Below are 26,235 nucleotides of genomic sequence, written 5' to 3'. Positions count from 1 at the left end.
TTTTGGTGTATAACTCATGGGAGAACTGTTGGATCGAATGGAACCACTGTTGGCTCGTATGCCGTCAGTTAAGCCACCGGAAGGCCACGTTCACTTCAAAAACAAACTGATGTGGACGGCTGCGGTGTTGCTGCTGTATTTTATTTTAACGAACATTCCGGTGTTTGGTCTTTCCGCCACATCAATCGATGTTTTTGAGTATTACCGTGCCCTTTTAGCTGGTGCACAAGGTACTATCCTGCATCTTGGTATCGGACCGATCGTTACCGCGTCAATCGTTTTGCAGTTACTCCGCGGTGCTGATCTGATCAAAATCAACACGTCAGATCAGCGCGGCCAGGTACTCTACATGGGTCTGCAGAAGCTGCTTATCTTCGTCATGATCATTCTGGAAGCTCTGCCGAATGTGCTGGGCGGATGGATGACTGCTGATGCATCTGTTTCAGCATTTTTCGGCGGAAACGCCGGATTTGTGATGCTTTTGATCTTCCTGCAGATCTGTATTGGAGGAGTTCTCGTCATGTTTATGGATGAGGTCGTCTCCAAATGGGGTATCGGTTCCGGTGTCGGTCTTTTTATCGTCGCAGGAGTCGCCCAGGGTCTTATCAACGGATTCTTCAATTGGGAAGCAACGACCGATCAGTTCGCTGTAGGTTTCTTCCCGAGACTGTTCCAGGTCATCGCTGATGGTTCAAACTTTATCGAATACTTTGGTCTTCAGCTCCTGGCTCTCGTAACAACTGTGGGACTGTTCTTCGTGATCGTATACGTTGAATCGACCCGTATTGAGATACCGCTCGCTCATGCAAATGTCCGCGGCGCCAGATCGAGATTCCCGGTAAAACTTGTCTATGCAAGTGTTCTGCCGATGATTCTTGTCCGTGTGCTGCAGGCAAATGTGCAGATGGTCGGTATGTTCCTTTCGAGTATTGGATTTACTGCACTTGGCGAGTATAATAGTTCAACGCCGATTAATGGCCTGATGTGGTTCCTCGCTCCGATCAATCAGCCGCAGGACTGGATGTGGTGGCTCTCTTCGTTCACAGGAACCGGTCATGCCGCATGGGAGGTCATTATCCGTGTGGGTATCGACTGTACTGTGATGATTCTTGGAGGCGCCCTCTTTGCAATCTTCTGGGTCAAGACGGCAGGTCTCGATTCGAAGCATGTCGCACGGCAGATCCAGAACTCAGGTATGCAGATCCCCGGCTACCGGAGGTCTCCGGCCGTTCTTGAACGCTATCTGGACAGATACATTCCCCGTGTAACTGTTATCGGAGGAGTGTTCATCGGTCTTCTGTCTGTTCTTGCGAACATGCTTGGTATCATCGGCTTTGTCGGCGGAACCGGTCTGTTGCTGACTGTCTCGATCATTTACCGTCTGTATGAACAGATCGCTAATGAGCAGATGATGGAGATGTATCCGTTTATGCGGGGCTTCTTCGACAGAGAATAAACCAAAATCCCAAAAATATCTCTTATTTTTCCTATTTCTGATTGCTTGACTCATTTCATCCTGAGATTTTCTTTTCATCTCGGGTAACGTGAAAATACCTTTATTAGCATCAAAACCCAACCTTAAAGATACTATCTCCAAAGGAAGAGAATATCCATGTCAGGCAAAAAAGTAATCATCACCGGAGTTCCAGGCGTTGGAAAAACCACCGTCATCAACTCCGCATTTGATAAAATCACCGCTGAGGGTGTCAAATACCAGAACCTCAACTTCGGCAGTTTCATGTTTGAAGTTGCCCAGGCCGAAGGTCTCGTCGCCGACCGCGATCAGATGCGAAAACTCGACCGCATTGCTCAGAAACGTCTGCAGAAGACCGCTGCTGAAAAGATCGCCGCCATCGACGGAAACGTCATCGTCGACACCCACGCATCCGTCAAGACCCCGAACGGGTATCTTGCCGGTCTTCCCGAGTGGGTCGTCTCGGCGATCATGCCCGATGTCATCGTTCTCGTCGAGACCGACAACGACCAGATCCTCGGCCGCAGACTCTCTGACGAAACCCGTGTCCGCGATCTGGAGGGTTCGAAATCCATCGCCGAACACCAGGAAATGAACCGTGCCTTCGCCGCTGCATACTCAATGCTCACCGGCTGCACCGTCAAGATCATCACCAATGCAGACTTCCTTTTAGACAAGGCAGTCGATGAACTTGCAGCAACACTGAGGTAACTGGTCATGGACAGAGCCGAGTTCAGCAAGAAATACAGTATGTATATAGCCCTTGCTGTAGTTTTTGGCATGATGCTCCTCTATGGCTGGCAGGAAGCCCGTCAGGTTATCGCCGGTGTTGTGAACATCGTTGTGGGTCCGTTTGCGGCCCTTGGTCTGCCGTTCTTTGCCCTTGTTCTGATCCTCGCCACCATCACGGGTTTTTACTCCTCCCTGATTCAGAAATACACCATGGATTACGACAAGATGTATGAGAATCAGGCAAAAATGAAGGAGTTCCAGGCGAAATTCCGGGAAGCCCAGCTCTCCGGCGATGAAAAACTCATCAAAAAGATGCAGGCACGCCAGCAGGCCATGATGGCCGATCAGATGGAGATGTCCAAAAACCAGTTCAAACCGATGGCCTACATCCTGGTTTTGACGGTCCCGATCTTCTTCTGGCTGATCGAACACATCCCGACAGAAGCGCAGATGCTTGCCGATCCAAGTCTCTCGACCGCGATCGTTATCCCGTTCGCCGGACTTTCCACCTACTTTGTAGTCTATCTCGGCTTCTTCCCGCTGTGGATCCTCTGGTATATGCTCTGTTCCTTAGCCATGTCTCAGATCATCAGAAAAGCCCTGAACATCGGGGGAATCTAAGTGAGGATCACGATCAGCGGATCACCCGGATCAGGTACGACAACCCTCGGCCGTTCGATCGCAGAGAAGTACGGATACCGCTATGTTTCAGCAGGAGAAGTGTTCCGGGGTCTTGCAAAAGAACGGAACATGGATATTGCGGCATTTGGCAAAATCGCTGAGAACGATCCTGCGATCGATCTCGAGATAGATGCCAGACAAAAGGAGATCGGCGAGTCATCGGATGATATAATCCTCGAAGGCCGGCTTGCAGGCTGGATGGTCGAGAACGCTGATCTTAAAGTCCTTCTCCGGGCCACGCCCGAATGCCGTTCGACCCGTATCGCGGCACGCGAAGGTCTTACTGAAGAACAGGCATATGAACTGACCGTCGAGCGCGAGGCCTGCGAGGCCGGACGGTATATGGAGTATTATGAGATCGATATCCTCGACTTCTCGCCATATGATCTGATACTGAATTCGGAAACATTCAGTGCAGATGAGTTGTTTGCTGTCGTCGACACTGCTGTTTCTTCGATCCTGAAACGCGCTTAACTCTTCTTCACTCCCTATTTTTGCGAGTATTCAGTTTACAGATCCTGATGTTTCCCTTTTGCCGGCACATCGACATCTGTTTTTGTTCGTGGCCGGTGATAAATGCGGAACTGCCTGGAAATTTTACGCAGAAGACGTAATAACCTGAATTTGACAGTTGGCAAATATACTCTCCCGTCTCTTTCCTTTTTTCTGATTAAGGGGTGCGGGGACGCGACTCCGGCGCGAAGGCGGATCGACGGCATAGCCGGCGATCTTAGCTGAGCAAGGCTTTGCCTTGCGAGTCGGCCCGCGGTGGAAATATCTTATGTTCAAGGCTCATGTTAGCGTTCTGCTTAGCGAATCTGCCGTTGAATAGTCAGAACGGAAGGGATTGGGGGGTATGAGATGTATTTTGAAGGGAAGTGGTTTGGGAGTATGACCATGATCTAATACTTCCCGAATTGGATCAACGCCGCATAACTCCTATCAAAAAAAGAATGAGAGCCCCCTCTCAACTTAGAACGATGCGATCAGCGCGGTGATGATCCCTGTAAGGAAGATGCCGTCAAACGTTCCCGCTCCGCCGATCGAAAGCATCGTTGCTCCCTTATCCGAAACATCCTTAAGATGCAGGAGATCAGCGCCGATCAGGGTTCCAAGCGTTCCCGCCACATAGGCGATCCCTGCCGCCGGAAGACCAAAACCGCCGCCAAGGATCAAAGCCGCTGCAAGCGTCACCGCCGGTCCGACAAAAAACGGTGTCGCGATCCCGATCCCCCGTACAGGTTTTGCCGCCAGATACACACAGACCGTCGTGATCGCGAGGGCGGCGATCATCTTCGCCGGATACCAGGGGTCTGATGAGATACTGCCGGATGCTCCCAGCAGGATGATATAGAGAGAGATCAGGATCGGGATCACCGCCCCGCCGAGATTGATGAAGATACGGGTGCTGGAACGTTCCGCATCGCCTGTGTATGGTTCGGGCTCGAACCGGTCGGTCCGATACATCTTATCATACATCGACGGAGCATACTGTCCTGACGGTTTTCTTTTGGCAGGCTCCTCTTTTGGTTTCTGATCCCGCGGCTTCAGCGTTCCCAGAGGGATATTGATAAAACTCCCGACAATGATCGCGATGATCAAAAGCACGATCATCCAGAACCCAAACCCGAGATTGCCGAGGGCTGCTCCGATCAGTCCGAAAAACAGCAGAGGCAGACCTAGTACGACCACCAGGATCAGGGCCAGCAGAACCCAGATCGAAATCGGGCTGAAGAATACTCTTGACACTGGTATTTTGTTTGTGGGGGCTGATATAAATGCTATCTGGTCGCCCACCAATCGCTATCTTAATATTCTGTGATGTCATATTCATTAAGGTAATTTAGCCCGTTAGTGTAGTGGTCAATCATGGGGGACTCTGGATCCCTCGACAGCAGTTCGAATCTGCTACGGGCTACTTGTTTTTTCATCGTTTCAGTATGATCGGCAACCTCTATCTATCTCAAGGTCCTACTCTATTACATGAAACTTATTCGTGCACCGAATCTTGCACGGGCCCATGAACTTGTTATCCGTTATATCCTGGAAAAAGGTTCTCTGCTGACCACCGAGAACGGCGAGGAGACCGTCGAGACCGATGAGATCTGCATCAGTGTGGACACCCCGCTTGCCTCTCCGATGGTCTCAGCCTCCTCCCGATTCAAGGAAGCATTTCTGGATGAGTATGCCAAAAATCTGATTGAGGGGTCGGATTCGGTGTTTGAGTATGATTATCACGGACGGCTTTTCGACTGGGGCTGCGGTCTTATGCAGAACGGCGAGATCCATCAGGATCAGATCCGCTATATTATCGATAAACTCCGGCAAAGCCCGGTTTCCCGCCGTGCCGTCGCTGTGACCTGGTGTCCCCCGGTCGATGCAAAACTTGCCGACTGTCCCTGCCTTCAGCTGGTTCAGTGCATCGTCAGAGAAGGAAACCTCCATATGAAGATCGTTTTCCGGAGCAACGATATGCTGTCTGCCGCCGGTTCCAATATGTTTGCTCTCGCAAAACTCCAGGAGTACATCGCGGAAAAAATCGGTGTCGGTGTCGGGACATACACGCATATATCACTCGTCCCTCATGTATATTATAAAAGAGATGCCGCCGATATCCCGCCGTTCTGCGAAAAAGGCGCACAGTTCACCCCGCGTGTCGAGGTCTGCCGTGCATGCGGCGTTTGCCAAAAAGCAAAACGCTGACCTTTTTTACTCTTCGTCCATAATGCTCCAGAACCCTTCTTTGGGTCCTACGATCAGATGATCGAGCAGTTTGATCCCGAGAAGTTCTCCCGCGGCCTGCATATCCTTGGTGATCTTCAGATCCTGCCTGCTTGGATGGAGGTTCCCGGACGGATGATTATGCACCAGGATCATCGCTGCCGCCCGATCCATGATCGCTCCGGCAAAAACCTCCCGGGGATGGATCTGTGATTCATTGAGAAGACCTTTGGTAATGAGTCTGACCTTCAGTACCTCGTGAGCGCCCGACAATGTGACAGAAACAACGTTTTCCTGCGTGTCATACCGGTACTGGTGAACAAACGGCAGTACATCCTCAGCTTTATGGATGACCGCAAACCGGTGGACCGGGGGGGGAAACCGTCGGGCGAGTTCCAGGGCCGCTATGATCTGGCAGGCCTTCGCCTCTCCCATCCCGTTCACCTCGCAGAGATCGTCAACCATCGTTTCATAGGTCCTGGACATCAGGATCTTTGCGACCTTTTTTCCGATCTGGACTGCGTCACAGCCGGGTATCCCCCTTCCGATGATCGCTGCGACGAGTTCTTCCAGTTCAAGGCTCGCCGGCCCCTTGGCGATCAGTTTTTCGCGGGGTTTATCGATATCTGCGGTGTTCTTCAGACTCATATCTACTTCTCTTTTGGCAAAGAGTATAGATAGTTGTTTCGCAGAATGTCTTGTTCCCAAATCTTTATCCGATTTTCTGAACAATTAATACTGTATGAACACTCAGGACTGTATTGACGCAGCATTTTCCGGCGAATCCCAGGCAAACCGCAAGTATAAATCCTACTCTGAAGCAGCAGCCGACGAAGGATACGATCATGTTGCCAAACTTTTCCGTGCAACTTCGGCAGCGGAAGAGATCCATGCCCGCAGACTTCTGCGTGTCGGCGGATATATCGGCAGCACAGTTGCCAACCTCGAAGCAGGACGTATCGGCGAACTTCACGAGACCAATGAGATGTACCCGGAGTTTGTTGCGATCGCAGAAAAGGAAGACCGTCAGGACGCGGTCATCACCTTTACCCATGCTATGAAAGCCGAGGCGGCACACGCAGCTCTCTATCAGAAGGCACTTGATGCAGTGAAAGCAGGCAAAGACTTTGATGTGAAAACCATCTACCTCTGCCCGGTCTGCGGAAACATCGAGATCAACAAGACCTCCGAGCGCTGCCCGATCTGCGGCATTCCCGGCGCATCATTCAAAGTAGTCGAGTAGATCTGATTCACTCTTTTTTTCTTTTTACCCTGAATCTCGCCTCCTTTTCGCCATCATTCCATATCCCGGATCTTTCAGACGCTGTCAGCTGTTCTTTGGAAAACCGTGCGGTATCTGCATTTTGAAAAAGTCTCCCCTCCATTATCTTTATCAAATTTCTGGACAAAGTATCATATTATGAACACAGACGACTGTATTCTCAGTGCGTTTTCCGGTGAAGCCCGCGTAAACCGCAAATATAACTCCTTTGCCAAAATAGCGGCCGGCGAAGGATATGATCATGTTGCAAAACTCTTTCGTGCAACCTCAGCGGCGGAAGAGATCCATGCACACCGTCTTCTCAGTATCGGAGGATACCTCGGCACCACGGCCGAAAATATCGAGGCCGGCATAATTGCTGAACTTCGTGCAAGCAATGAAAGTTATCCAAAGTTTATCACGATCGCAGAAAACGAGGATAGACAGGAAGCAGTTGTCACGTTCACGCATGCTATGAAAGCCGAGGCGGAACACGCCGTTCTCTATCGGGAAGCAGCTGATGCAGTAAAAGGAGGCAAAGACTTTGATGCGGAGATCATCTACCTCTGCCCGGTCTGCGGGAACATCGAGATCGACCGGACCCCTGAACGCTGCCCGATCTGCGGCATCCCCGGCTCCTCATTCAAAGCAGTTGAGTAAACCTGGTTTACCCTTTCTCTTTTTTAACCCAGAATTTATTATCCTTTGCCGCCTCTATTCATATAATGAATCTTTCCCGGTATGCAAGAGATCATTTCAGCCTGATACTGATCGCTCTGATATTTCTGGCAATCCTTGCCGTCTCGTGGAACTATATCTTCCTCTTTATCCTTGCATTGTCCGTGGCAGTCGTGATTATGCCGATGCATAGAAAGATGATCAAAAAAATCCCTGCAGGTCTCTCTGCCGGGATTTTGACAACACTCGTTCTCACGGTTATCATCGGCGTCTGTGCGGTCATCGTTGTGGTCATCAGCTCTGACTTTGAGTATTTCATGTCCATTTTCCAAACCATCATCACCTCCGTGACAAATCTTCTCCATCTGACCGACGGCAGCGATTTTTCCCTGCGTGTGGTCGAGGAGGTAAAAACCGTCATCCTCACCCTGTTTCCAAGTTTTGCTCTGAGCGCGGCACAGATGGTCCCTGCCTTTATTATCGATATCATCCTCTTTTACGCTCTGGTCTATCTCTCGATCATCTTTGGCGACCGGGTTTGGGCTGATTTTTGCGGGATCGTTCCGGAGAGTTCGAGGGAAAACGTCTCTTTAATGGCAAAAAAGACCAAGGACATCCTCTTCTCGATCTATATCGTCCATGTCTTCATCGCATTTCTGACATTTTTTTTAGCATACGGCTTTTTCCTGGTGCTCGGCTACGGTCACGAGATCTTCTTTTCCACGATGTGCGCTCTGTTTGCCCTGATCCCGGTCTTAGGTCCGCTGATGGTGATCATCTTTGTCGGCGTCTATGCATTGTGTCTCGGCGATATCCGGGGCGTTCTTCTGACCGCGACGCTTGGCTACTTCCTGACCTGCGTCCTGACCGATCTTATCATCCGTCCCAAACTCACCGGCCAGCGGGTGAAGATCAGACCCATGCTGATGTTCGTCGGATTTTTCGGCGGGGCTATGGCTATGGGACTTCTGGGATTCGTTTTGGGTCCGGTCCTTCTGATCCTCGGGATCACCGGGTATGAGATCTTCATCAAAGAGGCGGGAAAGAAAAAGCCGGGTGATGAAGTATGAAAAAACCCAAGTTTGATGCAAAGCAGTATGCAATGCTCCGTGAATGTTCCGGGGAAAAGGATTTCACCCGCTGGAACGCGTGGTATGCCGTTCATCTGAAAGAGACGATGTATCTGAGAAGTTCGGATGCATACGGCGCCCATCTCGAAGGCGGGGATCTTGCCTACTGGTTTTTGGAAGGTGCCGATCTCAGGTTTGCGAATCTGAGAAATGCCGATCTCTCCTACTCGTATCTGAAGTCAGCCGACCTCTCGTATGCAAATCTTGCCGGTGCAAATCTCTGGCGTGCCTATCTTTCCCGGGCGGTTCTCGACGGCGCCAACCCGGATGCTGCCGTCTATGATTCGGCAGGAAAAATCAAATGCGATCCTGCCCAGGTAGCACGGTTGAAAGCCGGCGTCCCCTCCTGGAACGCGTGGTATGCACACGAGATCGCGAACAAACCGGATGACACCCGGGTCTTTGGCGCGTATCTGGAAGAGGCCTCGTTTGTGGGCCTGGATCTTTCGGGCGTGCATCTCTCCTACGCCCATCTGGAAGGTGCCGATCTCAGGCATGTGAACTTTACGGGAGCTGATCTCACGCACGCCCATCTTGAGGGGGCGGATCTCTGGAAAGCCGATCTGACCGGCGCTGATCTGCGTTTTGCCGAGCTTGGGGGCGCAAACCTCGCCGGAGCCGTCAAAGTAAATACCTTGTTTTAAACCGGCCGGCGAAACCATATATAGTCGAAACAACTGATACGTTAGTATTATGGTAATGGGTTTTAGCGAAAACCTCCAGAATTCAATGGAGTATGCAAACACTGCATTCAAAACATTCGGCAGCTGGTTTGTCCTCATCCTTTTGTACGCGGTGATGTTTGCCGGTACTGTCATGCTGATCCTCGGAATGATTTTCCTGATGGGAAGTCTCATGATGGTTGCCACGCCGATGATTTCATCGGCGGTCGATCCTGCTATGATGACCGGGCCGATGATGACCGACCCGGCATTCGGCATAATCGCTTCGATCTCGGTCTTTTTGTTCATTCTTGGAACGATCGTCACGATCTTTGCCAGCATCTTCATCTATGGATTTATGATGAGGGTCTACCGCGGCGGAGAACTTGCCCTGAACAACTGGGGCAAGATGTTTATCGAGGGTATCCTCGCACTGATCATCCTCTTCATCTACATGATCCCCTACACGGTTGTATCCACGATAACGATGCTTGGTCCGATGGATAATCCGGCCTATCTGATCATCGTTGCGATCATTATCCCGACCATTCTTCTGATCATCTCGATGATGGTTGGAATGATGGGTGTCATAAAATTCGCAAAGGAAGAGAGTTTCGGCGCAGCGTTCCATTTCAAGGAACTTTTCAGCATCATCGCAAGGATCGGGTGGCTCAGATATCTTGGCTACTGGATCCTCATCAGTCTTATTGTCAGCGTCGCAGAACTCGTTCTTCTCTGCATCCCGTTCGCCGGCAGTGTTCTGCTCGTTGCAGCCATGCCGTTTATCGTGATCGTCACCGCCCGGTTCTTTGCCAATCTCTATGATTCGGCTATACCGGCAGCTGCCGAATAACTCCCCTCTTTTTTTAATCTCCAGACGTAATGCGGGCTTGCCATACACTGATCTTCCCTTCCCGGACATCAGGTATTATCAGATTTGAAAACACATACGTACAGACACATCTAATAGCAGGTACCAATACATGGAAGAAAAAATACATGAGAAGATCCACTGGGCCGATGCAAAGGCAGCTCAGGTTCCATCCGATGTCCCCCAGCTGATCGCCACCGGCATAACCCCCTCGGGCCCCATCCATCTGGGAAATATGCGGGAGGTCATGACGGGCGATATGATCTACAAAGCCCTCCTCTCACGGGGAGTCGAGGCAGAACTCGTCTATATTGCCGACGACTTCGATCCGCTCAGAAAAGTCTACCCGTTCCTTTCTGACGAATATCAGAAGTATATCGGCTGGCCTGTCAGCGATATCCCGTGTCCCTGCGGAAAACACAAAAGCTATGCAGAGCATTTCCTCGACCCCTTCCTCTCGGCGATCGAAGAGCTCGACATCCACCCCCGTATCATCCGGACAAGTGAAGCCTACCGCTCGGGAATGTTCACCGAGCAGATTAAGCAGGCTCTCATCCATGCTGAAGATATCAAAAAGATCCTTGAAGACGTCTCCGGCAGAAAACTCGAAGAAGGCTGGACCCCGTATTATCCGATCTGTTCATCCTGCGGCACGATTTCCCGTGCGGCGATCCTCTCCCACGATATCGAAAACCATACCGTCACCTACAAATGTCCCTGCGGGCACGAAGGCGTCTCTGACTACTCCAAAGGCGAAGGAAAACTCGTCTGGCGTGTCGACTGGCCTATGCGCTGGTCAGTCCACGGCGTAACGGTCGAGCCGTTTGGAAAAGACCACGCCTCACCCGGAGGATCCTACGACACCGGAAAGATCATCACAAAAGAGATCTACGGCTACAATGCCCCGGTTCCGGTGACATATGAATGGATCAGCTTGAAAGGAAAAGGCGAGATGCACTCCTCAAAAGGCGTCGTCTTAACGATCCGTGATATGCTCGACATCGTGGCCCCCGAAGTGCTCCGCTACTTGATCGCCAAAACCAAACCCGACAAGACCATCGCTTTCGATCCGGGAATGGGCCTGCTCCGTCTGATCGACGAGTATGACAAGGCAGCCGCTGCCGGTGAGTCCCGCGAGTTCGAACTCTCCAGGATCGCCTCTCCCCAGACAACGATCCCGTTCCGTCATATGGTGACGGTCGTTCAGATCGCACGGACCGATGATGCCGTCTTCGATATCCTCAGACGCAGCGGATATGAGATCGTCGACAAAGAGGCCGTTCTCGATCAGGCAAGCCGTGCCAAGGTCTGGCTTGAACGGTATGCTCCCGAAGACGCCAAGTTCGCCCTTGCCGAATCCCTGCCGGAAATCGCTGCCGGCGAACGGACCGAGGTCAAAGCAGCCGTCGCTGCATATGCAAAACTGATCATCGGCGCCGAGTGGAAAGCCGATGTTCTCCACAATGCCGTCTATGATGCGGCAGAGGCAGCCGGCGTTACCGGAAAGGATGTCTTTACCGGCATCTACCGGGCTTTCCTCGGCGCTGACAGAGGTCCGCGTCTCGGCTGGTTCCTGGAAGCGCTTGGCCGTGAAGAGACGCTGAAACGTCTTCTTGAGATGTCGTTATAATCATGGCGAAGGATAAACAACCGCGAAATCTCTCTGACGGCTGCAAACTCTGTTACATCGGGGCAAAGCTGGTCCTTTTCATCACCGGAAGGTGTGATAGGACCTGCTGGTACTGCCCTCTTTCGGAAGAGCGCAAGGATCTCGACGTGATCTATGCAAACGATCAGAAGATCACGACCCCGGAAGAAGCGATCGCCGAAGGAGAAATGATGGACGCTCTCGGGACCGGTGTCACGGGAGGGGAACCTCTGATGGAGATCGAACGTGTCGTTGAGTTCTGCTCAGCGCTGAAAAAACACTTCGGCAAAGATCACCAGATCCATATGTACACCGGCCGGGCGCCGACCGAAGAGGAGCTCGCCGCCCTCGTCGGCTGTGTCGATGAGATCAGAATGCATCCTCCTCACGAGATCTGGAAGGATATCCTGACCTCCCCGTACGTACAGTCGATCGCCGATGCGAAGAAGATGGGGTTTCTGGTAGGGTTCGAGGTGCCTTCCCTCCCGGGTCTCCGGCATTTCTTCCCGCTTCTCGACTCGGTGGACTTTTTCAATATCAACCAGCTCGAATGGGGAGATGCCTGCGCAGACAATATGCGTGAGAGAAAACTCGAAACGGAAAATCCTCTCTGCAATGCGATCAAAGGTTCGACCAAATGGGCCGGCGAGATCAACGGCCACCCGAAAGTCCATTACTGCACGTCCACGTTCAAGGATTCCGTCCAGCTCAGGGAACGGCTCAAGCGTATCGCGATGAACTCTGCCCGGCCGTTTGATATGATCACTGAGGACGGAACCGTGATGTACGGCTCTATGGAAGTGAACGGGGATCTCGAGATGATCATCCCGTGTCTTCGTGCCGGAAGTTATTATGAGGAGATGGAGGACGGGACGATCGAACTCGACTGGCAGCAGATGCGAAAGATCCCCCGCAAGTTCGGCGGCGAGCGCAAAATCATCGAGCGGTATCCAAACAACGGGATGATCGTTGAGGTGATCCCCCAGTGAGTCTCCGGTCTTTTGCAGAGAACCTGTATGTTCACAGGCTTATCCGGCAGCTGACCTATGTCCCGACCCATGTAGCGATCATTCAGGACGGAAACCGGAGGTTTGCAAAGGCCCGCGGAAAAGACCCGGCGTTCGGTCACCGGGCCGGGGCCGAGACCACGATGAAAGTTTTCGACTGGATGGAGGAGCTTGGGGTGATCCACACCACATTTTACGCTTTTTCCACAGAGAACTTCAAGCGTTCGCCCGAAGAGGTGAATGAACTGCTGGAACTTTTTATCGAAAAGTTCTCCGAGATGATCCTGGATCAGCGGATCTATGACAAGCAGGTGAACATCACGGTCATCGGCAACCGGTCACTTATCAATGACCGTCTCATGGAGAAGATCCGGGATGTCGAGGAGGCGACGAAGGATCATCACCGCTATTATCTGCATTTTGCCATCGCTTACGGCGGCCGAAACGAGATCCTGGAGACAACGAAGTCGATCGTTGCGAAGGTCCGTGCCGGTGAGCTTTCTCCGGCTGAGATCACGCCGGACTGCGTGACGGAAAGGATGTATCCGGAAGTGGAGATGCCGCCCGTTGATCTGATCATCAGAACGGCGAACGACAAACGGACCTCAAACTTCCTCCCGTGGCTGGCGAACGGAAATGAAGCGGCCGTCTGTTTCTGTGTGCCCCCCTGGCCGGAGTTTCGGTACGTGGATATGGTGCGTGCCCTTCGGACATACGATCAGCGGATGAAAGCCTGATTTTATTTTCTCTTCATCCCTCTGAGAATATTTTTTGCCTCTTCATCCGCCCGGTAGGATTCACATATCTTCTGGATCGATTTGTTATAGGTTCCGTCATCCAGCGAACAGTTCTCCAGATACGCATGCGTGATCTCCGGAAACTTCACATAACAGACGGAAACCGCCCATGCGGCCGCCATTTTTACATAATATCCGTCGTGTGAGATCGTATCCAGCCGTTTCAGGACTGCTGAGATATATTTTTCATCCACGTAATAAGAGAGCAGCATCACGATCCCGAACCGAACGAAAAACTCCCGGTCCGAGTCAAGATACGGCTGGATAAACTTCCAGAACGTCTCCTGATGTTTTTTCGTGATCTTGAGTCCCATCACGACCGAATCACAGACCGACCAGTTGTCTATCTTCGGAATAAAATACGTAAGGGCAGCGGTGATCTCTCCGGGGTCTGCCTTTGCATACCCGATAACAAGTCCCTGGAGCATGATCTCTTCGAATGAGTCATCAGCTGCCTCTTTGAGATATCCTTTCCAGTCTCCCGCGGCGATTTTCTTTGCAAGGTCCCGGAGATCCGGGATCCGAACCCCGATAATGTTGTCCGCTCCCGGAATGAGTCCGCTTGAAAAACTGCGGTATTTCGGGTCTGCAAGCCGTATGAGTTCTGATTTTATATCGAATCTCTCAGCGTGCTTTCGTGACTGCTTCACCTAAGGCTCTCCCTTTTTCGTATGCCGCTTTCAGCACTTCCGGTTTTGTGGCAATATCTTTTATCGTGTCCATATCGTTTTGCAGGAGTTCATCGACGTATCCGGCGTCGATGATCTGACAGAATGCCTTCGCGGTCAGCACCGGTCCGATGAACACATCCGGCGTGTTCATCCCGGAGATGCAGATGAAGAGAGTTTTCCGGATCTTTGCGTGTTCAGGAGTGATGAATGAGTTTTTCCGGTGATATTTCGCCATATAAAACGGCTGACACCGGTCCATGAAGGATTTCAGATGACCCGGTATCCCGTAGGTCATGACAGGCGTTGCGATAATGATCCCGTCGGCCTCTTTAAGCAGAGTAAAATACTTCTCTGCTTCATCCCGGATGACACAGGTCTCTTTTTCCATACAGTGATAGATCTGTCTGCATCCCGAAATATTCGCCTGGACGACATCCACTCTCTCAACACTGCACCCGGCCTCTTCTGCGCCGCGGATCGCTTCGTTTAACAGTTTGTCGGTGTTTCCGCCGAAAACATTGCTGCCGAACAAGGCCACGATCTTTTTCTTCATTGCTGAAGGATATGGCGTGCAATCTATTAAAAGGTGCTTCGATAGATACAATAATTATCTTATGGGACAATATTTCGCTGAAGTTAAATGTCGAACGAAGAGAAAAAAGGCACCTGCGGGTGTCAGGGGCAGATGAAGCAGCTTGAACACAATATCGGACACGTTCCGGTGTTTTTCAAAGAACTCGCGGACACCGATCCGCTGATGCATGAAGCAGTTCTGAAACTGGACAACTACATCTGGTCGGACGGCTCTCTGACGAGAAAACAGAAAAAACTGATTGCGATCGGTATTGCGGCCGCGATGAGAGACGATCATGCTCTGCGTGCCCAGCTCAACGGGGCCCGGATGGTCGGCGTTACGCTGGATGAAGTGGAAGAGGCACTGCGTGTATCCTATATGCTTGCCGGCATGCCGTCCTACGTCCACGGAAAGTACGTGGCAAAATCTGTTTTTAATGAGTGAGGTAACCCTCACCCATTGAATTTATCTGATTTCAGATCGAATCGTAATCAATGATACTTTCACTGCCGCTGTCGATCTCGGCGCTTCTGGTTCTTATCACCTTTTTGTATGCCTGCTGGCAGGACCTGAAGACCCGGACGATTTATGCCGTGACCTGGTATCCGGCGGCGGTCGGCTGCGCTGTGCTGATGATCTGGTTCTGGATCGGGGCATTTTCCGCTCCCTGGGCGGCGTATGTGTTCGCGGCCTCCGTTCTTGTCGCACTCTTGATGGCCGGCTTCACCTATTTCGGCCTTTTCGGGGTGGCGGACGGAAAAGCCATGATCCTTTTGTCACTCGCGGTCCCGATAACCCCGTTCGCTGCATGGATCTTTCCTTCGCTTGCCTTGTCCTCTCTTGTAAACGGTGCGGTTTTTGCATTGATCGTTCCGGCATTTTTTTGTCTGCGGAATATTTTTGCCGGAAACCGGGCGCCGTTCTGGCTTATGTGCTCGGGAAAACCGGTTCCGGGAGATTCTATCACGAAGTATTTCGGTTTTGTCTCCGAGGAGATCACCGAAGTTAACGGGGTCATCTCCCGAAAGTTCTGCCGGCCAAACAGTTCGATCCGTGCTCTGAGGAACCGGTCTGCGATGGCGATCAGGAGTCTGAGGGAGGAGCCGGAAACCTATGCTTCTCAGCTCGAACTGTATGCCAAAGCCGGCAATGTCTGGATCTCGTACGGGCTCCCGTTTATGATCCCGATCACGGTCGGGTATGTGACTGCCCTGTTTGGGTTTTCTCTGACGGATCTGGTTCTCGGGTTTCTGATAATGTACTGACGTGATCCCCGCACCCCTGATTTCAGGGAACTTCTATTATTGTCAAACGCCTAAATGTACTGCAAATGGGGTACCTCAGGGAACTTCCGGCGATCGGTCGCGATATCGGGTCAGTGCTTCTGCTCATAGGTGCCGCCACTCTTCTTCCAATCATTGTAGGCTGTCTTTACCAGGAATGGTATGCCCTTCCCTGGATGGCAAGTTCCACGGCCGCGATGCTCGGCCTTGGAGGCATTCTCCACCTCCTTCCAAAAAACACCAAACCCCCGAGAGCCAGTCTCTCGATCTCGGCGACCGCGGTCATCTGGGCGCTGGTCGGTTTTCTCGGCTGTTTTCCCTTTATTTTTGCCGGCATGCCCTTTATCGACGCTGCGTTTGAATCCATGTCTGCATGGACGGGGACAGGATTTACCCTGACAACGAACCTGGAAGACTGGCCAAAGACCATTCTTCTGTGGCGTTCCCTTATGCAGTGGATCGGGGGGCTTGGGATCGTCGCCTTTATGCTGACGGTCGCGAGCCGCTCAGGTCTCGTCACCCAGAACCTCTACCGTTCGGAAGGCGGCTCGGAATCATTTATGCCAAGCGTGATCGCGACCGCTTTTCAGATGTGGAAGATCTATCTCATCTTAACGCTGATCGCGATCGTGGCGATCCTTCTGACAGGCCTGAGTCTCTGGGATGCCGTCAACGTTGCTTTTTGCGCGATCGCGACCGGAGGTATGAGCATATACGCTGTCGGGATAACCCACTTTGACAATCTGGCGCTTGAAATGGTGCTGATCCCGATCATGCTCGCCGGCGCCATTCCTTTCCGGCTCTATTATATCATTTATGTCAGCAGATCGTTTCGGGAGATCCTGCACGACCGTGTCCTGCACATGATCATCGGGGTTTTTCTCTTGGTCTCCGCGGTTTTGATCGTTGAACTTTCTGTATCAGGAATGCCCCTTGTGGACACGCTGCGGGAGGGTCTTTTTATGGCCGGAACCGTTGTCAGCTCCACCGGGTTCCAGAACACGACCTTTGCCGGCTGGGGAATGGCGCCCATCCTGTTTCTCTCGATCTTTCTTTTGATCGAAGGAGGGCAGGGAAGTACATCGGGAGGTATCAAACTGAATCGTATCCAGGTCATGTTCGAGGCTCTCGGCTGGTGGTTCAGAAAAACGCTCCGGAGTCCGCGAGCCGTCGTCCCGATGCGTCATGACGGAAAACCCATCTACGGAAAGTATGCGGAAGGCCTGATCGCAAAATCCCTTCTGCTCATCCTCTTATATCTGTTACTTCTGGTTGGAACGCTGATCGTGTTTCTTCACGACCCGTACTTCTCGGCAAATCTTGCAAACACCGTCTATGATCTTTGCAGCTGTATTGGCAACAACGGCAGTTCGACCGGCGTCGTCGGGCCGCTGATGCCGGATTATGCAAAGATCATTCTGTTCTTCGTCATGTGGGTCGCCAGACTGGAGATCATTCCGGCCCTCATCCTCGGCTGGGGGATCATTCGAGGGTTTGACACCCAGAAGGGATCGAAAAAGAGAGGGTAAGATACGCTCCCCGCAAAGAGCCGTCTTTCCCAGACTGCATGGATTTAACTCAAATTATATGTATCCTGCGGATCAATATATACGGGAATGAGACAGATCGCCCTCTATGGAAAGGGAGGTATTGGAAAATCCACGACATCGGCAAATCTTTCGGCGGCATTTTCGGAGATGGGGCTGGATGTCATGCAGATCGGCTGCGACCCGAAACATGACAGCACACGGATGCTTATGCATGGCCGATGGATTCCGACCGTTCTTGAGCAGATGTATGATCACAAAGAGATCAGAAGTGAAGACATCATCTATCAGGGATTTGGGAACATCCGCTGTGTCGAAGCCGGAGGGCCCGAACCGGGTATCGGATGTGCCGGCAGGGGGATCATCGCTACGTTTCAGCTCCTGGAAAAAATGCAGGCACTCTACGGGGATGTTGTCGTATATGACGTTCTCGGCGATGTCGTCTGCGGAGGATTTGCCATGCCTATGCGGGACGGATATGCCCAGGAGGTCTATCTCGTCACCAGCGGAGAACTGATGAGTCTCTATGCGGCGAACAATATCTGCAAAGCGATCGCCAGAATATCAGAGCGGAGCTCGGCAAAATGCCGGCTCGGCGGCGTGATCTGCAATGCAAAAAATATGGATAACGAACAGGGACTCGTCGAGGAGTTTGCAAAACGGATCGGCTCAAAACTTGTCTGTTTTATTCCGCGGAGCAACTCAGTAAGAGCTGCGGAGGTGAACCGGATGACGGTCATCGAACATGATCCGGCGTCAAATCAGGCAAAAGTGTATCGGGACTGTGCAAAGATCATTCTGGAAAACACCGATCTTCGGATCCCGACCCCGCTTGCACTGGAGGAACTGGAAGAGCTTGCAAGAGAGTATCTCTGAATCACGGATGGGGGGGTGCACCCTCACGGGCGCCCTTTCCGTCGCCTGTTTTATTCCCGGGGCAGTAACGGTAGTCCATGCCCCGAAAGGCTGCGCCCATCAGACGTTTTCCATGCTCCACGCGCTGATGAACGAAGCAGAGACTAGAATCGTTCCTGAGATACTCGTCTCCGGGCTTTCGGACAAAGATGTCATCTTCGGCGGAGAGGATTGTCTCAGACAGGCACTCGACCGTGCGGCAGAAAAAAAGCCGGAGCTGATCATCGTTGTCACCTCCTGTGTCCCGGAAACGATCGGGGATGACTGTCTTGCCGTCTGCCGGGAACACCCGTATGCAGAACGCACGCTCTATATCCCGACATCCGGCTTTCTCGGCGGAAGTGCAAAGGACGGAGAGAATGCCGCTCTCATCGGACTCTCGGCTCTGGCAGAGCCTGCAGATCCGGTACCGGGAACCGTCGGGATCATCGGGGAAAAAAATCTGGAGTCCGAGGTCGAGGAGAACTTCGCCGAAGTACAACGGCTGCTCGACCTTCTCGGTCTGACCGTTTCGGTCAGATTCTGCAGAAACGCCGTGGTGTCGGATCTTCGAAAGCTTGGCACCGTCTCCTGTTTTATTTTGCGGGACGGGCGCTGCGCTGACGCCGGCCGGGAACTCGGCAGATGGTTCAGCCGCCCGGTGGTCGGCGGTTTTCCCCGCGGACTTTCAGGATCGGTTTCATTTCTGCAGGAGACCGGCAAAGCCTGCGGACTTTCTGCGGAAAAAATCGAATCTGCTGTCCTGCAGGAGACCAAATACCAGAAAAAAATGCTCGAACGGTTTGCAAATCTTGCAGGCAGCAGGGTCTGTCTCGGCGCAGAACCGTTTGAAGGGACACTCACCGCTGCACGCGAAGCGCTTGCCTGTCTGGATATGACCGAGTCTCCAAACGGAATAAACGTCAGACTGCCGTTTTATCTGCCGGTCGGCGTATCCGGGACCGTGAAAATGCTTTACCTCTGGCGGAGGGCGATTCTCCATGGATAAAGGTCTCTGCGTGAATCCTGTCTGGCCGTGCGCCATGACCGGAGCCTGTTCCGTTCTTGCCGGCATCTCCGGACTGGATGTCTTGATCCACGGCTCTTCGGGCTGTTATTATTATCCCCGGTCACTGCTGAAGGTTCCTTTGTTCTGCACCTATCTTCTGGAATCGGAGATCGTGTTCGGCACGACCGGCCGCTTAAAAGAGGTCGTGGACGGGCTTTCGTCCGCCGACCGGCCGGTCGCCGTTTTGAACACCTGCATCCCGGCGCTTACCGGCGAAGATCTCTCCGGGGCGCTGGAAAACAAAAACGCCGTCCTTGTCGACGCACCAGGTTTTCTCGGCAATGCCGAGGAGGGGGCAAAGACCGCATATGACTGCCTGGGGATCAAAACCGATTCTTCGCGAAACGGCGTGAACATCGACGGCGTTTCCCTTCTCGATCTTTTCTGGCGGGGAAATCTGCACGAAGCCGAGCGGCTTTTACGGCTTATGGATATCCCGGTCGGCGTTCGGCTTGCAAAAGACAGGTATGCAGATCTTCGAAAAGGGGCCGCTTTGCACACGGTCTCGGTCAATCCGTCGTATCCGTCCGGTGTTGGAACGATGCTCGGCTCGTTTTTGTTTACGGACGTAAAAGACACCTGTGCAAACCTCGCTGAAACGTTTCCGGATGCGGATATCGAACCGGTCCTCGAGGAGTGGCGGCGTGCCGATGAACAGATGTTTTATTCAAGCGACAAATATCTCCGCAAATATGAGCCGCCGGTAGCCGCCGTCTGCGCTCAGGAAAGTTACGCGCTGTTTGCCAAAACAATGCTGGAACGCTACTTCGGCGCCGAGGTCCCGGTCGTCCTTGCACGAAACCGTGATGCGTCCCATATCCCCTGCGAGACCGATCTGACGAAGATCGTCCGGGATATCAGCGCAGCGGGTCCTGATCTGATCCTTGGCTCCACCTTTGAAGCAAACGCGTATCCGGCTGCTTCCTTCCTCGGGATCACTCCTCCCGACCGGAGCCGGGTCTCGATTGCCGCCCGGCCGATCGCCGGCATCGAAGGGGGGATCATGTTTCTGGAAAATGTGCTGAATACGCTGATAGATGCCGCGTCTCACACAAAAAAATAAAAAATAAGAGAGTCTTATTTTGACCGACGATCTCAGTCGGTTTTTATTGTTGTCAGTTTGACCGACTCGACGCCTTTCAGGGACATCAGGCGCTCTGCAAGCTGTTTCAGCTGTTCGCCCTGTCCTCTGACGAGGATGACTTCAAGACAGCGCTCATCGCTGACATGAGAATGGATCGTCGACTGGACGATATGTCTGTTTGAATGCTGGATCTCAGTGATCGCTTCCATAAGACCGCGGTGATCATGATCATAGACCATCGTGATGACCCCCTGACGCTCGCCTGACACGTCGTTCATCCATTCATAATAGGTGATATAAGACCGGATCGCGTCACGGATCCCTTCGGATCGTGATGAGTATCCGCGTTTTCCGATGATATCATCAAATTTATTCAGAAGGTTCTCAGGCAGTGAAATACCTATGCGTGAAAGATCCGACTCTCCAACCATGATGAAGTATTTGTCGTAGCTCTATATTAGAGTTCTTACATAATCTGAATTATGTGCACACTCACACATACTTCGAATGAAAAAGAGAGGGATTAGTTCCTCTTCCCCGAGGAGGAGTAGACGATCTTTGCTGCAAGAAGAATAACAACGAGAGCTGCAAATATCCCGATGATCAGGGCAATGATCGCTCCCGCCGTACTTTCTCCAAGCGCATAATCGGGCATCGGAGCCGACCAGCCGACCGGATCCTCCGCCTCAGCGATCTCCTCTCCGGTTGCCGGAGCAAAGAGCTCTTTGACGCCTCCGCTTACAAGCAGGGTGCTGTCAAGCCCGTCCGGGTCGCTTGAAGCGAAGAAGACCGCAGATCCGCCGATGATGAGCGCGATCACAAGGCCGGCGGCCAGAACTTTTTTCATCGGAACCGGCTGTTTTGTTGTGTCTCCGGTAAGTTCCGGCCGGACGGTGAAGATCAGGGTCACCACGACCGCGGTTATGACGCCTTCGATGATACCGATCAGTGCATGGTAGACAAACATCGTCGGAAGTCCGATCCCGATCGGGACCGCGCCGAGAAGGGCGATCTCAACCGCCGCGAAACAGGCCGCGAGAACGCAGGCAAGCCAGGCTGCTATCCCGGCAGCTCCGGCGGCAGGGATCGCCGGGATGAAGGCTTTGATCCCCTTATATGAGTAAAATCCGACAAATCCGCCGATCACGCCCATATTTACGATGTTTGCGCCGAGCGCCAGAACACCGCCGTCGCCGAAGATGAGCGCCTGGATGATCAGAACGATCGTCAGCACAAAAACGGCGGCAAACGGCGAGCCGAGAATGATTGCTGCGAGCGCTCCGCCCACCAAATGGCCCGAGACGCCAAACCCGGTCGGGAGATTGAAAGCCTGAAGGGCAAAGATTCCTGCAGCTATGACCGCAAGGATCGGGATTTTTGCCTCATCAAGATTTTTCCGCGCCCAGTTGATCGAAAGAACGATAAAAACAAGGGCAATTATCCAGAATACGATGCCGATAGGGATGCCGAGTCCGCTATAGCCGAACAGAAAATCAGGAATATGCGTGGTCTTTCACCTGTATATTAGAATAACACGTGTTATCTAATAAGTGTTACGGCAGATACCTGATGGAAAAAAATGTAATATTTTTATGACCCGAATCTGCAGTTCGTGTTATTTTTCATCGGTGACCATATCCAGCAGATCTCCGCCCTCCTCCACATCTTTCAGACGCGCCTCGCCGATCACCAGCGTTTTGCCGATCATCTTCTCTTTGCGGTAATCGGAAACCACGCAAAGCGAATGCGTTCCGGTGATCTGGGAGATGTTTCCGAGAAGTTCCGCCCTCTGCACGGTTTTCTGCGGTGAACCGTAACAGGTAAGGATCGTTTTGTTTTCAAATACCGCAAATGCGTGGAAGGGCGCTCTTCTCAGTTCCTGCACGTCGATCCCTATCGATCGGAGGTGATCCTCCGGCCGTTTTGGCAGAGCGTCCGGCTCTGCTGTATGGCCGGACGGCAGGGATGCCGGGCCGCGTGCCTCCTCTGCCGGCGTATAATTCAGCAGATCGATCGGCATGACGATATCGTCGTTGAAAAACTCCTCGAGTCTCATCGCCATCTCAAGGGTCGTGCCCATCCCCCCTTCGTATTTGCTGATCGTCCGTCTGGAGACCCCCAATGCATGGGCGAGATCGCCAAGAGACATCGACTGTTCTTCACGCAGGGTTCGAAGTCTGTCAGCGTCGATGTTCACGTACAGACCTCCCGGTGAAGCATACACAAGCGGGAGTTCGCCTTCTGCAAGATAATCATACAGGGTGGCAGACGAAACGGCGTTTATCCCGTATCTGACATAGATCGCTCCGCGCTCCAAAGCAACATCCCGCGCGCGCTCTCCGATGATAAGCGGGACCGCGTGGAGATGGCGTGCGATCTTGTCCAGGTCCCATGCAATGTCTTCGTTTACACTGTCGATCTGTGAAACTACTTTGATAACGAGCAGATTCTCTCTCTTTGATGTCATCAGGTCGAAACTTCTCGGACGAATTTCACATCGTTCCGAGACATTGTATCCGGTCATCAGAAGGATACTGACCACGGTCTGGAGGAGTCTGTCGTTGGACATGAGATGTATAATCGTAATAGTAATGCGGTTCTATAAAATAATATCATTTATGTTACTCGGGCTTGACGATACGGATTCACCGGACGGGATGTGCACGACCTATCTTGGAGCACTCATAGCTGATGAGCTGGACCGTATGGGGTATACGATCTCCAGCTGCCGTCTGGTCCGGCTGAATCCAAACGTTGTCTGGAAGACCCGGGGAAATGCCGCCGTCTGCATCGGGATCGTTGGAGGGGACCCTGAGACCGTGTTAAAAATCGCCTGCGGATTTGTGGACCGGTTTGCAGAGTTTTCCTGTGAAAAGACCAATCCCGGCGTGGTAGTTGTCGAGTCAGCGCCGGATCCGGCGTATTATTTTCAGGCTCTGCAGAGATTCTGCACGATTCAAGAGACGGTTTCCCGGCTGGATACGATCCATGCACTGTATAAAGGATACAAAAACGGCCGCGGACTGATCGGGGCGCTTGCAGCCGTTTCATCCGTCCTCCCGGATAAAACCTACGAGTGTCTTGCCTACCGAAAGGCTGAGGTGCTTGGGACCCCCCGGATCTTCGAAGACGAGGGTTTTTTTATTTCCGAAGAGAAAACTGCTCCCCACACCTGGGACACAGTGGATTTTATTCGAAGAGCGATCGTCTGCGTTCCGCATGGAAAAGATCCGGTATTATACGGGATCCGCGGGGAAAGCCCAGCATGGGTGCAGGAAGCGGCCGGGTATCTGAAGACGGAAGAGCCGGCATTTTCCAGGATCTGGGAAACGAATCAGGGAACGGACGCCCATCTTCTTCCTCTTCCAAAGGAAGGGCCGGCCGAAGGCGAATCCTACCGGTTTTCAGGGATCGTGGCGTCAGCGCCGAAAACGAACCGCGGAGGTCATGTGCAGTTTACGATCTCCCGCGGGGGAGTGAACATCTCCGTGTTTGCGTTTGAACCGACCAAATATTTCAGGAACTCGGTCCGCGAACTTGCCTGCGGGGATCAAATCACCGTCTGCGGCAGTTTTCAGAAAGATGTCCTGCATCTGGAAAAGTTCCGGCCTGAGGAACTTGCCGGACAAAAGATGCGGGTCTCCCCGAAGTGTCCGGTCTGCGGGGGAAGGATGACCTCTGCCGGAAAAGACAAGGGATACAAATGTCGGGAATGTTCTGCAAGAGTCCGCGAGGTGCCGGATCTTTCCCGAACCCTTCAGATGAAATGGTATGAAGTTCCGCCCGGATCCAGACGGCATCTGGCAAAACCTGCGGTCAGGATGAGAGATCAAGACAACTGATCAGAGCATTAAAAAAAGATTGGATAGAGAGAAGGGAAAGAGTAAAAAGGGTTTTATCCGGTGATGTACTCATCGGTTCTGACCCATGCTGCCGCTTCAACGGGCAGAACAAAGATCCTTCCGTCTCCTTTTTTACCGGTCCGTGCATGTTCACGGATGATCTTTATCAACACCTCCACATCTTTGTCCGGGACGACGATCTCGAGTTTGGTCTTCGGGAGGGTCTTCACCTGCATTTTGCCGGCCCTGTACTGAAGACAGACCCCTCCCTGTTCACCGCGTCCGAGAACATCGGTGATCGTGACCCCCGGGATGCTGTTCTGTTCAAGTGCATTCAATACCTCATCCACCTTTTCCGGGCGGATGATCGCTGTTATCATTTTCATGTTGTGAAACCTCTTTTGTGCTTATGCCTGTTCACCGTGCTGGGCAAGGTCCATACCGATGTACTCCTCATCCTCCGTGACCCGGAGACCCATCGTCTTGTTGATGATCCATCCAAGGACAAATGTCAGTCCAAAGGCGTAGACCATTGCGATCACCGCGTCAAGGACCTGAATGCCAAACTGCTGTATGTTTCCTTCAAGAAGTCCTCCGACCCCGCAGATCGCGGAAACGGCAAAGACCCCTGTCAGAACTGCGCCGGCGAAGCCGCCCATACCGTGGATCGCCCAGGCATCGAGAGACTCGTCGAGCCCCTTCTTGATCCTGAAGGTAAGAGCCGCGTAACAGACGATCGCTGTCAGAACACCGATCAGCATCGCGCCGACCACGTTCACATATCCGGCCGCCGGAGTGATCCCGACCAAACCGGCCAGGGCACCGGAGATAAATCCAAGCGAACTCGGCTTTCCGCTCTTCCAGGAAAGGGCCATCCATGTCAGAGCACCGGTGGCGGCTGAGGCAGCTGTAACGAGAAACGCACTTGCAGCGAGTTCATTTGCCGCAAGGGCGGACCCTGCGTTGAACCCGAACCAGCCGACGATCAGAAACATTCCGCCGATAAGCGTCATTGGAATGTTGTGCGGAGAGAACATGTGTTTTCCGTAGCCGATCCGCTTCCCTATCACCAAAGCAAGCGCGAGCGCTGCAAATCCTGAACTGATGTGAACGACTGTTCCTCCGGCAAAATCAAGGGCTCCGAGCTGTGCTGCCCATCCCCCTCCCCACGCCCAGTGGGCAAGAGGAGCGTAGACCAGTGTCAGCCAAAGAAGACCGAAGACTATGTAGGACGACATCTTCACCCGTCCGACGATACCTGATGTCAGGATCGCCAGTGCCAGACAGGCAAACATCATCTGGAAACAGACGAACAGAACATCAGGTATCCCGTTTGTCACGCCGTCAAGCGGGATCCCCGAAAGACCGACATACTCCAGAGACCAGCCGATCACGCCGCCCACATCGCCGCCGAAGGCAAGCGAGTAGCCGATGATGATCCACTGAACGATTCCAAGGGCAAGTGCCGTAAATGAAAGCATCATCGTTGAGATGACGTTTTTCTTCCTTACCATTCCGCCATAGAACAGCCCGACTGCGGGAACCATCATCAACACTAATGCTGCTGAAATGAGAACCCAGGCTGTTGCACCAGTATCAAGATCCATGA

At 52.5% G+C, this 26,235-nt stretch carries 30 protein-coding genes and 1 tRNA gene; 21 read left to right on the top strand and 10 right to left on the bottom strand.

Annotated elements, in window-relative coordinates; translation table 11 throughout:
- The first annotated feature begins 16 nt into the window (after positions 1-16).
- The 4 genes from secY to cmk all read left to right on the top strand — a co-directional run bounded on the left by secY (position 17) and on the right by cmk (position 3,361).
- Positions 17-1,456 (top strand): preprotein translocase subunit SecY, encoded by a 1,440-nt coding sequence (secY, locus tag EYA77_RS01325; protein WP_167815633.1) that lies wholly within the window; start codon positions 17-19, stop codon positions 1,454-1,456.
- A gap of 156 nt (positions 1,457-1,612) precedes the next feature.
- The gene (locus EYA77_RS01320; protein ID WP_167815632.1) at positions 1,613-2,185 is read left to right on the top strand and encodes an adenylate kinase; all 573 of its coding nucleotides are present in this window, start codon (positions 1,613-1,615) and stop codon (positions 2,183-2,185) included.
- 39 nt (positions 2,186-2,224) lie between these two features.
- Positions 2,225-2,827: a DUF106 domain-containing protein gene (locus tag EYA77_RS01315; RefSeq protein ID WP_245241094.1), complete on the top strand. Its 603-nt coding sequence runs from the start codon at positions 2,225-2,227 to the stop codon at positions 2,825-2,827.
- Positions 2,828-3,361, top strand: coding sequence for a (d)CMP kinase (gene cmk / locus EYA77_RS01310; RefSeq protein WP_042696686.1), 534 nt, complete (start codon positions 2,828-2,830; stop codon positions 3,359-3,361).
- A 498-nt stretch (positions 3,362-3,859) separates the two neighbouring features.
- Here the strand turns inward: cmk and EYA77_RS01305 are convergent, their stop codons facing one another.
- A complete protein-coding gene (locus EYA77_RS01305) occupies positions 3,860-4,636 on the bottom strand; it encodes a DUF1614 domain-containing protein (protein ID WP_245241093.1) in 777 nt (258 codons plus the stop codon).
- A 96-nt stretch (positions 4,637-4,732) separates the two neighbouring features.
- On the opposite strand from EYA77_RS01305, the gene EYA77_RS01300 reads away from it, so the two are divergent.
- Positions 4,733-4,805 (top strand) — tRNA-Gln (locus EYA77_RS01300).
- Between the two features lie 65 nt (positions 4,806-4,870).
- Positions 4,871-5,590, top strand: a complete 720-nt coding sequence (locus EYA77_RS01295) for a thymidylate synthase (RefSeq protein WP_042696683.1) — start codon at positions 4,871-4,873, stop codon at positions 5,588-5,590.
- Between the two features lie 6 nt (positions 5,591-5,596).
- Here EYA77_RS01295 and EYA77_RS01290 read toward each other — a convergent pair whose 3' ends face one another.
- Positions 5,597-6,256: a RadC family protein gene (locus EYA77_RS01290; protein WP_042696681.1), complete on the bottom strand. Its 660-nt coding sequence runs from the start codon at positions 6,254-6,256 to the stop codon at positions 5,597-5,599.
- A 94-nt stretch (positions 6,257-6,350) separates the two neighbouring features.
- On the opposite strand from EYA77_RS01290, the gene EYA77_RS01285 reads away from it, so the two are divergent.
- Complete coding sequence (locus EYA77_RS01285) at positions 6,351-6,851, top strand: rubrerythrin family protein (protein WP_042696680.1); 501 nt, start codon at positions 6,351-6,353, stop codon at positions 6,849-6,851.
- 7 nt (positions 6,852-6,858) lie between these two features.
- Here EYA77_RS01285 and EYA77_RS09755 read toward each other — a convergent pair whose 3' ends face one another.
- Positions 6,859-7,005 carry a hypothetical protein gene (locus EYA77_RS09755; RefSeq protein WP_209314971.1) on the bottom strand — a complete coding sequence of 49 codons (147 nt, stop codon included), beginning with the start codon at positions 7,003-7,005 and terminating at the stop codon, positions 6,859-6,861.
- A 23-nt stretch (positions 7,006-7,028) separates the two neighbouring features.
- Here EYA77_RS09755 and EYA77_RS01280 point away from each other — a divergent pair, with 23 nt between their 5' ends.
- The 7 genes from EYA77_RS01280 to uppS all read left to right on the top strand — a co-directional run bounded on the left by EYA77_RS01280 (position 7,029) and on the right by uppS (position 13,602).
- Positions 7,029-7,529, top strand: a complete 501-nt coding sequence (locus tag EYA77_RS01280) for a rubrerythrin family protein (protein WP_167815631.1) — start codon at positions 7,029-7,031, stop codon at positions 7,527-7,529.
- Positions 7,530-7,594: 65 nt separating this feature from the next.
- Positions 7,595-8,617 (top strand): AI-2E family transporter, encoded by a 1,023-nt coding sequence (locus EYA77_RS01275; RefSeq protein ID WP_052319893.1) that lies wholly within the window; start codon positions 7,595-7,597, stop codon positions 8,615-8,617.
- Positions 8,614-9,321 (top strand): pentapeptide repeat-containing protein, encoded by a 708-nt coding sequence (locus tag EYA77_RS01270; protein ID WP_167815630.1) that lies wholly within the window; start codon positions 8,614-8,616, stop codon positions 9,319-9,321. Before EYA77_RS01275 ends, EYA77_RS01270 begins: the two co-directional genes overlap by 4 nt.
- Positions 9,322-9,370: 49 nt before the next feature.
- The gene (locus EYA77_RS01265; RefSeq protein ID WP_167815629.1) at positions 9,371-10,192 is read left to right on the top strand and encodes a DUF4013 domain-containing protein; all 822 of its coding nucleotides are present in this window, start codon (positions 9,371-9,373) and stop codon (positions 10,190-10,192) included.
- A gap of 130 nt (positions 10,193-10,322) precedes the next feature.
- Positions 10,323-11,840: a lysine--tRNA ligase gene (lysS, locus tag EYA77_RS01260; protein WP_167815628.1), complete on the top strand. Its 1,518-nt coding sequence runs from the start codon at positions 10,323-10,325 to the stop codon at positions 11,838-11,840.
- Positions 11,841-11,842: 2 nt separating this feature from the next.
- Entirely contained in the window at positions 11,843-12,847 is a 1,005-nt protein-coding gene (locus EYA77_RS01255; RefSeq protein ID WP_167815627.1) for a radical SAM protein, read from the top strand.
- A complete protein-coding gene (uppS, locus tag EYA77_RS01250) occupies positions 12,844-13,602 on the top strand; it encodes a polyprenyl diphosphate synthase (RefSeq protein WP_042696670.1) in 759 nt (252 codons plus the stop codon). Before EYA77_RS01255 ends, uppS begins: the two co-directional genes overlap by 4 nt.
- Positions 13,603-13,604: 2 nt before the next feature.
- On the opposite strand, the gene EYA77_RS01245 is transcribed toward uppS, so the two are convergent.
- On the bottom strand, positions 13,605-14,312 hold the full coding sequence (locus EYA77_RS01245; protein WP_052319891.1) for a DNA alkylation repair protein: 708 nt from the start codon (positions 14,310-14,312) through the stop codon (positions 13,605-13,607).
- Positions 14,287-14,886, bottom strand: a complete 600-nt coding sequence (locus tag EYA77_RS01240; protein WP_167815626.1) for a flavodoxin family protein — start codon at positions 14,884-14,886, stop codon at positions 14,287-14,289. Before EYA77_RS01240 ends, EYA77_RS01245 begins: the two co-directional genes overlap by 26 nt.
- Before the next feature lie 87 nt (positions 14,887-14,973).
- On the opposite strand from EYA77_RS01240, the gene EYA77_RS01235 reads away from it, so the two are divergent.
- The 6 genes from EYA77_RS01235 to EYA77_RS01210 all read left to right on the top strand — a co-directional run bounded on the left by EYA77_RS01235 (position 14,974) and on the right by EYA77_RS01210 (position 20,763).
- Positions 14,974-15,351: a carboxymuconolactone decarboxylase family protein gene (locus EYA77_RS01235; RefSeq protein ID WP_245241090.1), complete on the top strand. Its 378-nt coding sequence runs from the start codon at positions 14,974-14,976 to the stop codon at positions 15,349-15,351.
- A gap of 50 nt (positions 15,352-15,401) precedes the next feature.
- On the top strand, positions 15,402-16,172 hold the full coding sequence (locus tag EYA77_RS01230) for an A24 family peptidase C-terminal domain-containing protein (RefSeq protein WP_167815625.1): 771 nt from the start codon (positions 15,402-15,404) through the stop codon (positions 16,170-16,172).
- A gap of 65 nt (positions 16,173-16,237) precedes the next feature.
- On the top strand, positions 16,238-17,719 hold the full coding sequence (locus tag EYA77_RS01225; protein WP_167815624.1) for a TrkH family potassium uptake protein: 1,482 nt from the start codon (positions 16,238-16,240) through the stop codon (positions 17,717-17,719).
- Positions 17,720-17,806: 87 nt separating this feature from the next.
- Positions 17,807-18,613, top strand: a complete 807-nt coding sequence (cfbC, locus tag EYA77_RS01220; protein ID WP_042696664.1) for a Ni-sirohydrochlorin a,c-diamide reductive cyclase ATP-dependent reductase subunit — start codon at positions 17,807-17,809, stop codon at positions 18,611-18,613.
- A 7-nt stretch (positions 18,614-18,620) separates the two neighbouring features.
- Complete coding sequence (locus EYA77_RS01215; protein ID WP_209314970.1) at positions 18,621-19,640, top strand: nitrogenase component 1; 1,020 nt, start codon at positions 18,621-18,623, stop codon at positions 19,638-19,640.
- Positions 19,633-20,763 carry a nitrogenase component 1 gene (locus tag EYA77_RS01210; RefSeq protein ID WP_167815622.1) on the top strand — a complete coding sequence of 377 codons (1,131 nt, stop codon included), beginning with the start codon at positions 19,633-19,635 and terminating at the stop codon, positions 20,761-20,763. The genes EYA77_RS01215 and EYA77_RS01210 overlap by 8 nt, the downstream gene beginning before the upstream one ends.
- A 32-nt stretch (positions 20,764-20,795) precedes the next feature.
- Here the strand turns inward: EYA77_RS01210 and nikR are convergent, their stop codons facing one another.
- From nikR to EYA77_RS01195, 3 genes are all read right to left on the bottom strand, one after another.
- Positions 20,796-21,215, bottom strand: coding sequence for a nickel-responsive transcriptional regulator NikR (gene nikR / locus EYA77_RS01205; RefSeq protein ID WP_042696660.1), 420 nt, complete (start codon positions 21,213-21,215; stop codon positions 20,796-20,798).
- A gap of 92 nt (positions 21,216-21,307) precedes the next feature.
- The gene (gene cbiM / locus EYA77_RS01200; RefSeq protein WP_306463684.1) at positions 21,308-22,285 is read right to left on the bottom strand and encodes a cobalt transporter CbiM; all 978 of its coding nucleotides are present in this window, start codon (positions 22,283-22,285) and stop codon (positions 21,308-21,310) included.
- Positions 22,286-22,399: 114 nt separating this feature from the next.
- Entirely contained in the window at positions 22,400-23,353 is a 954-nt protein-coding gene (locus EYA77_RS01195; protein WP_167815621.1) for a transcriptional regulator, read from the bottom strand.
- A 49-nt stretch (positions 23,354-23,402) separates the two neighbouring features.
- Here EYA77_RS01195 and EYA77_RS01190 point away from each other — a divergent pair, with 49 nt between their 5' ends.
- Positions 23,403-24,626, top strand: a complete 1,224-nt coding sequence (locus tag EYA77_RS01190) for a tRNA(Ile)(2)-agmatinylcytidine synthase (protein WP_245241088.1) — start codon at positions 23,403-23,405, stop codon at positions 24,624-24,626.
- A gap of 53 nt (positions 24,627-24,679) precedes the next feature.
- Here the strand turns inward: EYA77_RS01190 and EYA77_RS01185 are convergent, their stop codons facing one another.
- Together EYA77_RS01185 and EYA77_RS01180 are read right to left on the bottom strand one after the other, a co-directional pair.
- A complete protein-coding gene (locus tag EYA77_RS01185) occupies positions 24,680-25,012 on the bottom strand; it encodes a P-II family nitrogen regulator (RefSeq protein ID WP_042696655.1) in 333 nt (110 codons plus the stop codon).
- A 21-nt stretch (positions 25,013-25,033) separates the two neighbouring features.
- Positions 25,034-26,233 (bottom strand): ammonium transporter, encoded by a 1,200-nt coding sequence (locus EYA77_RS01180; protein ID WP_042696654.1) that lies wholly within the window; start codon positions 26,231-26,233, stop codon positions 25,034-25,036.
- Positions 26,234-26,235: the final 2 nt, after the last annotated feature.

The organism is Methanocorpusculum sp. GPch4, assembly GCF_012062385.1.
GTDB lineage: Archaea > Halobacteriota > Methanomicrobia > Methanomicrobiales > Methanocorpusculaceae > Methanocorpusculum > Methanocorpusculum parvum.
This window is presented reverse-complemented; position numbering and strand designations above follow the sequence as displayed.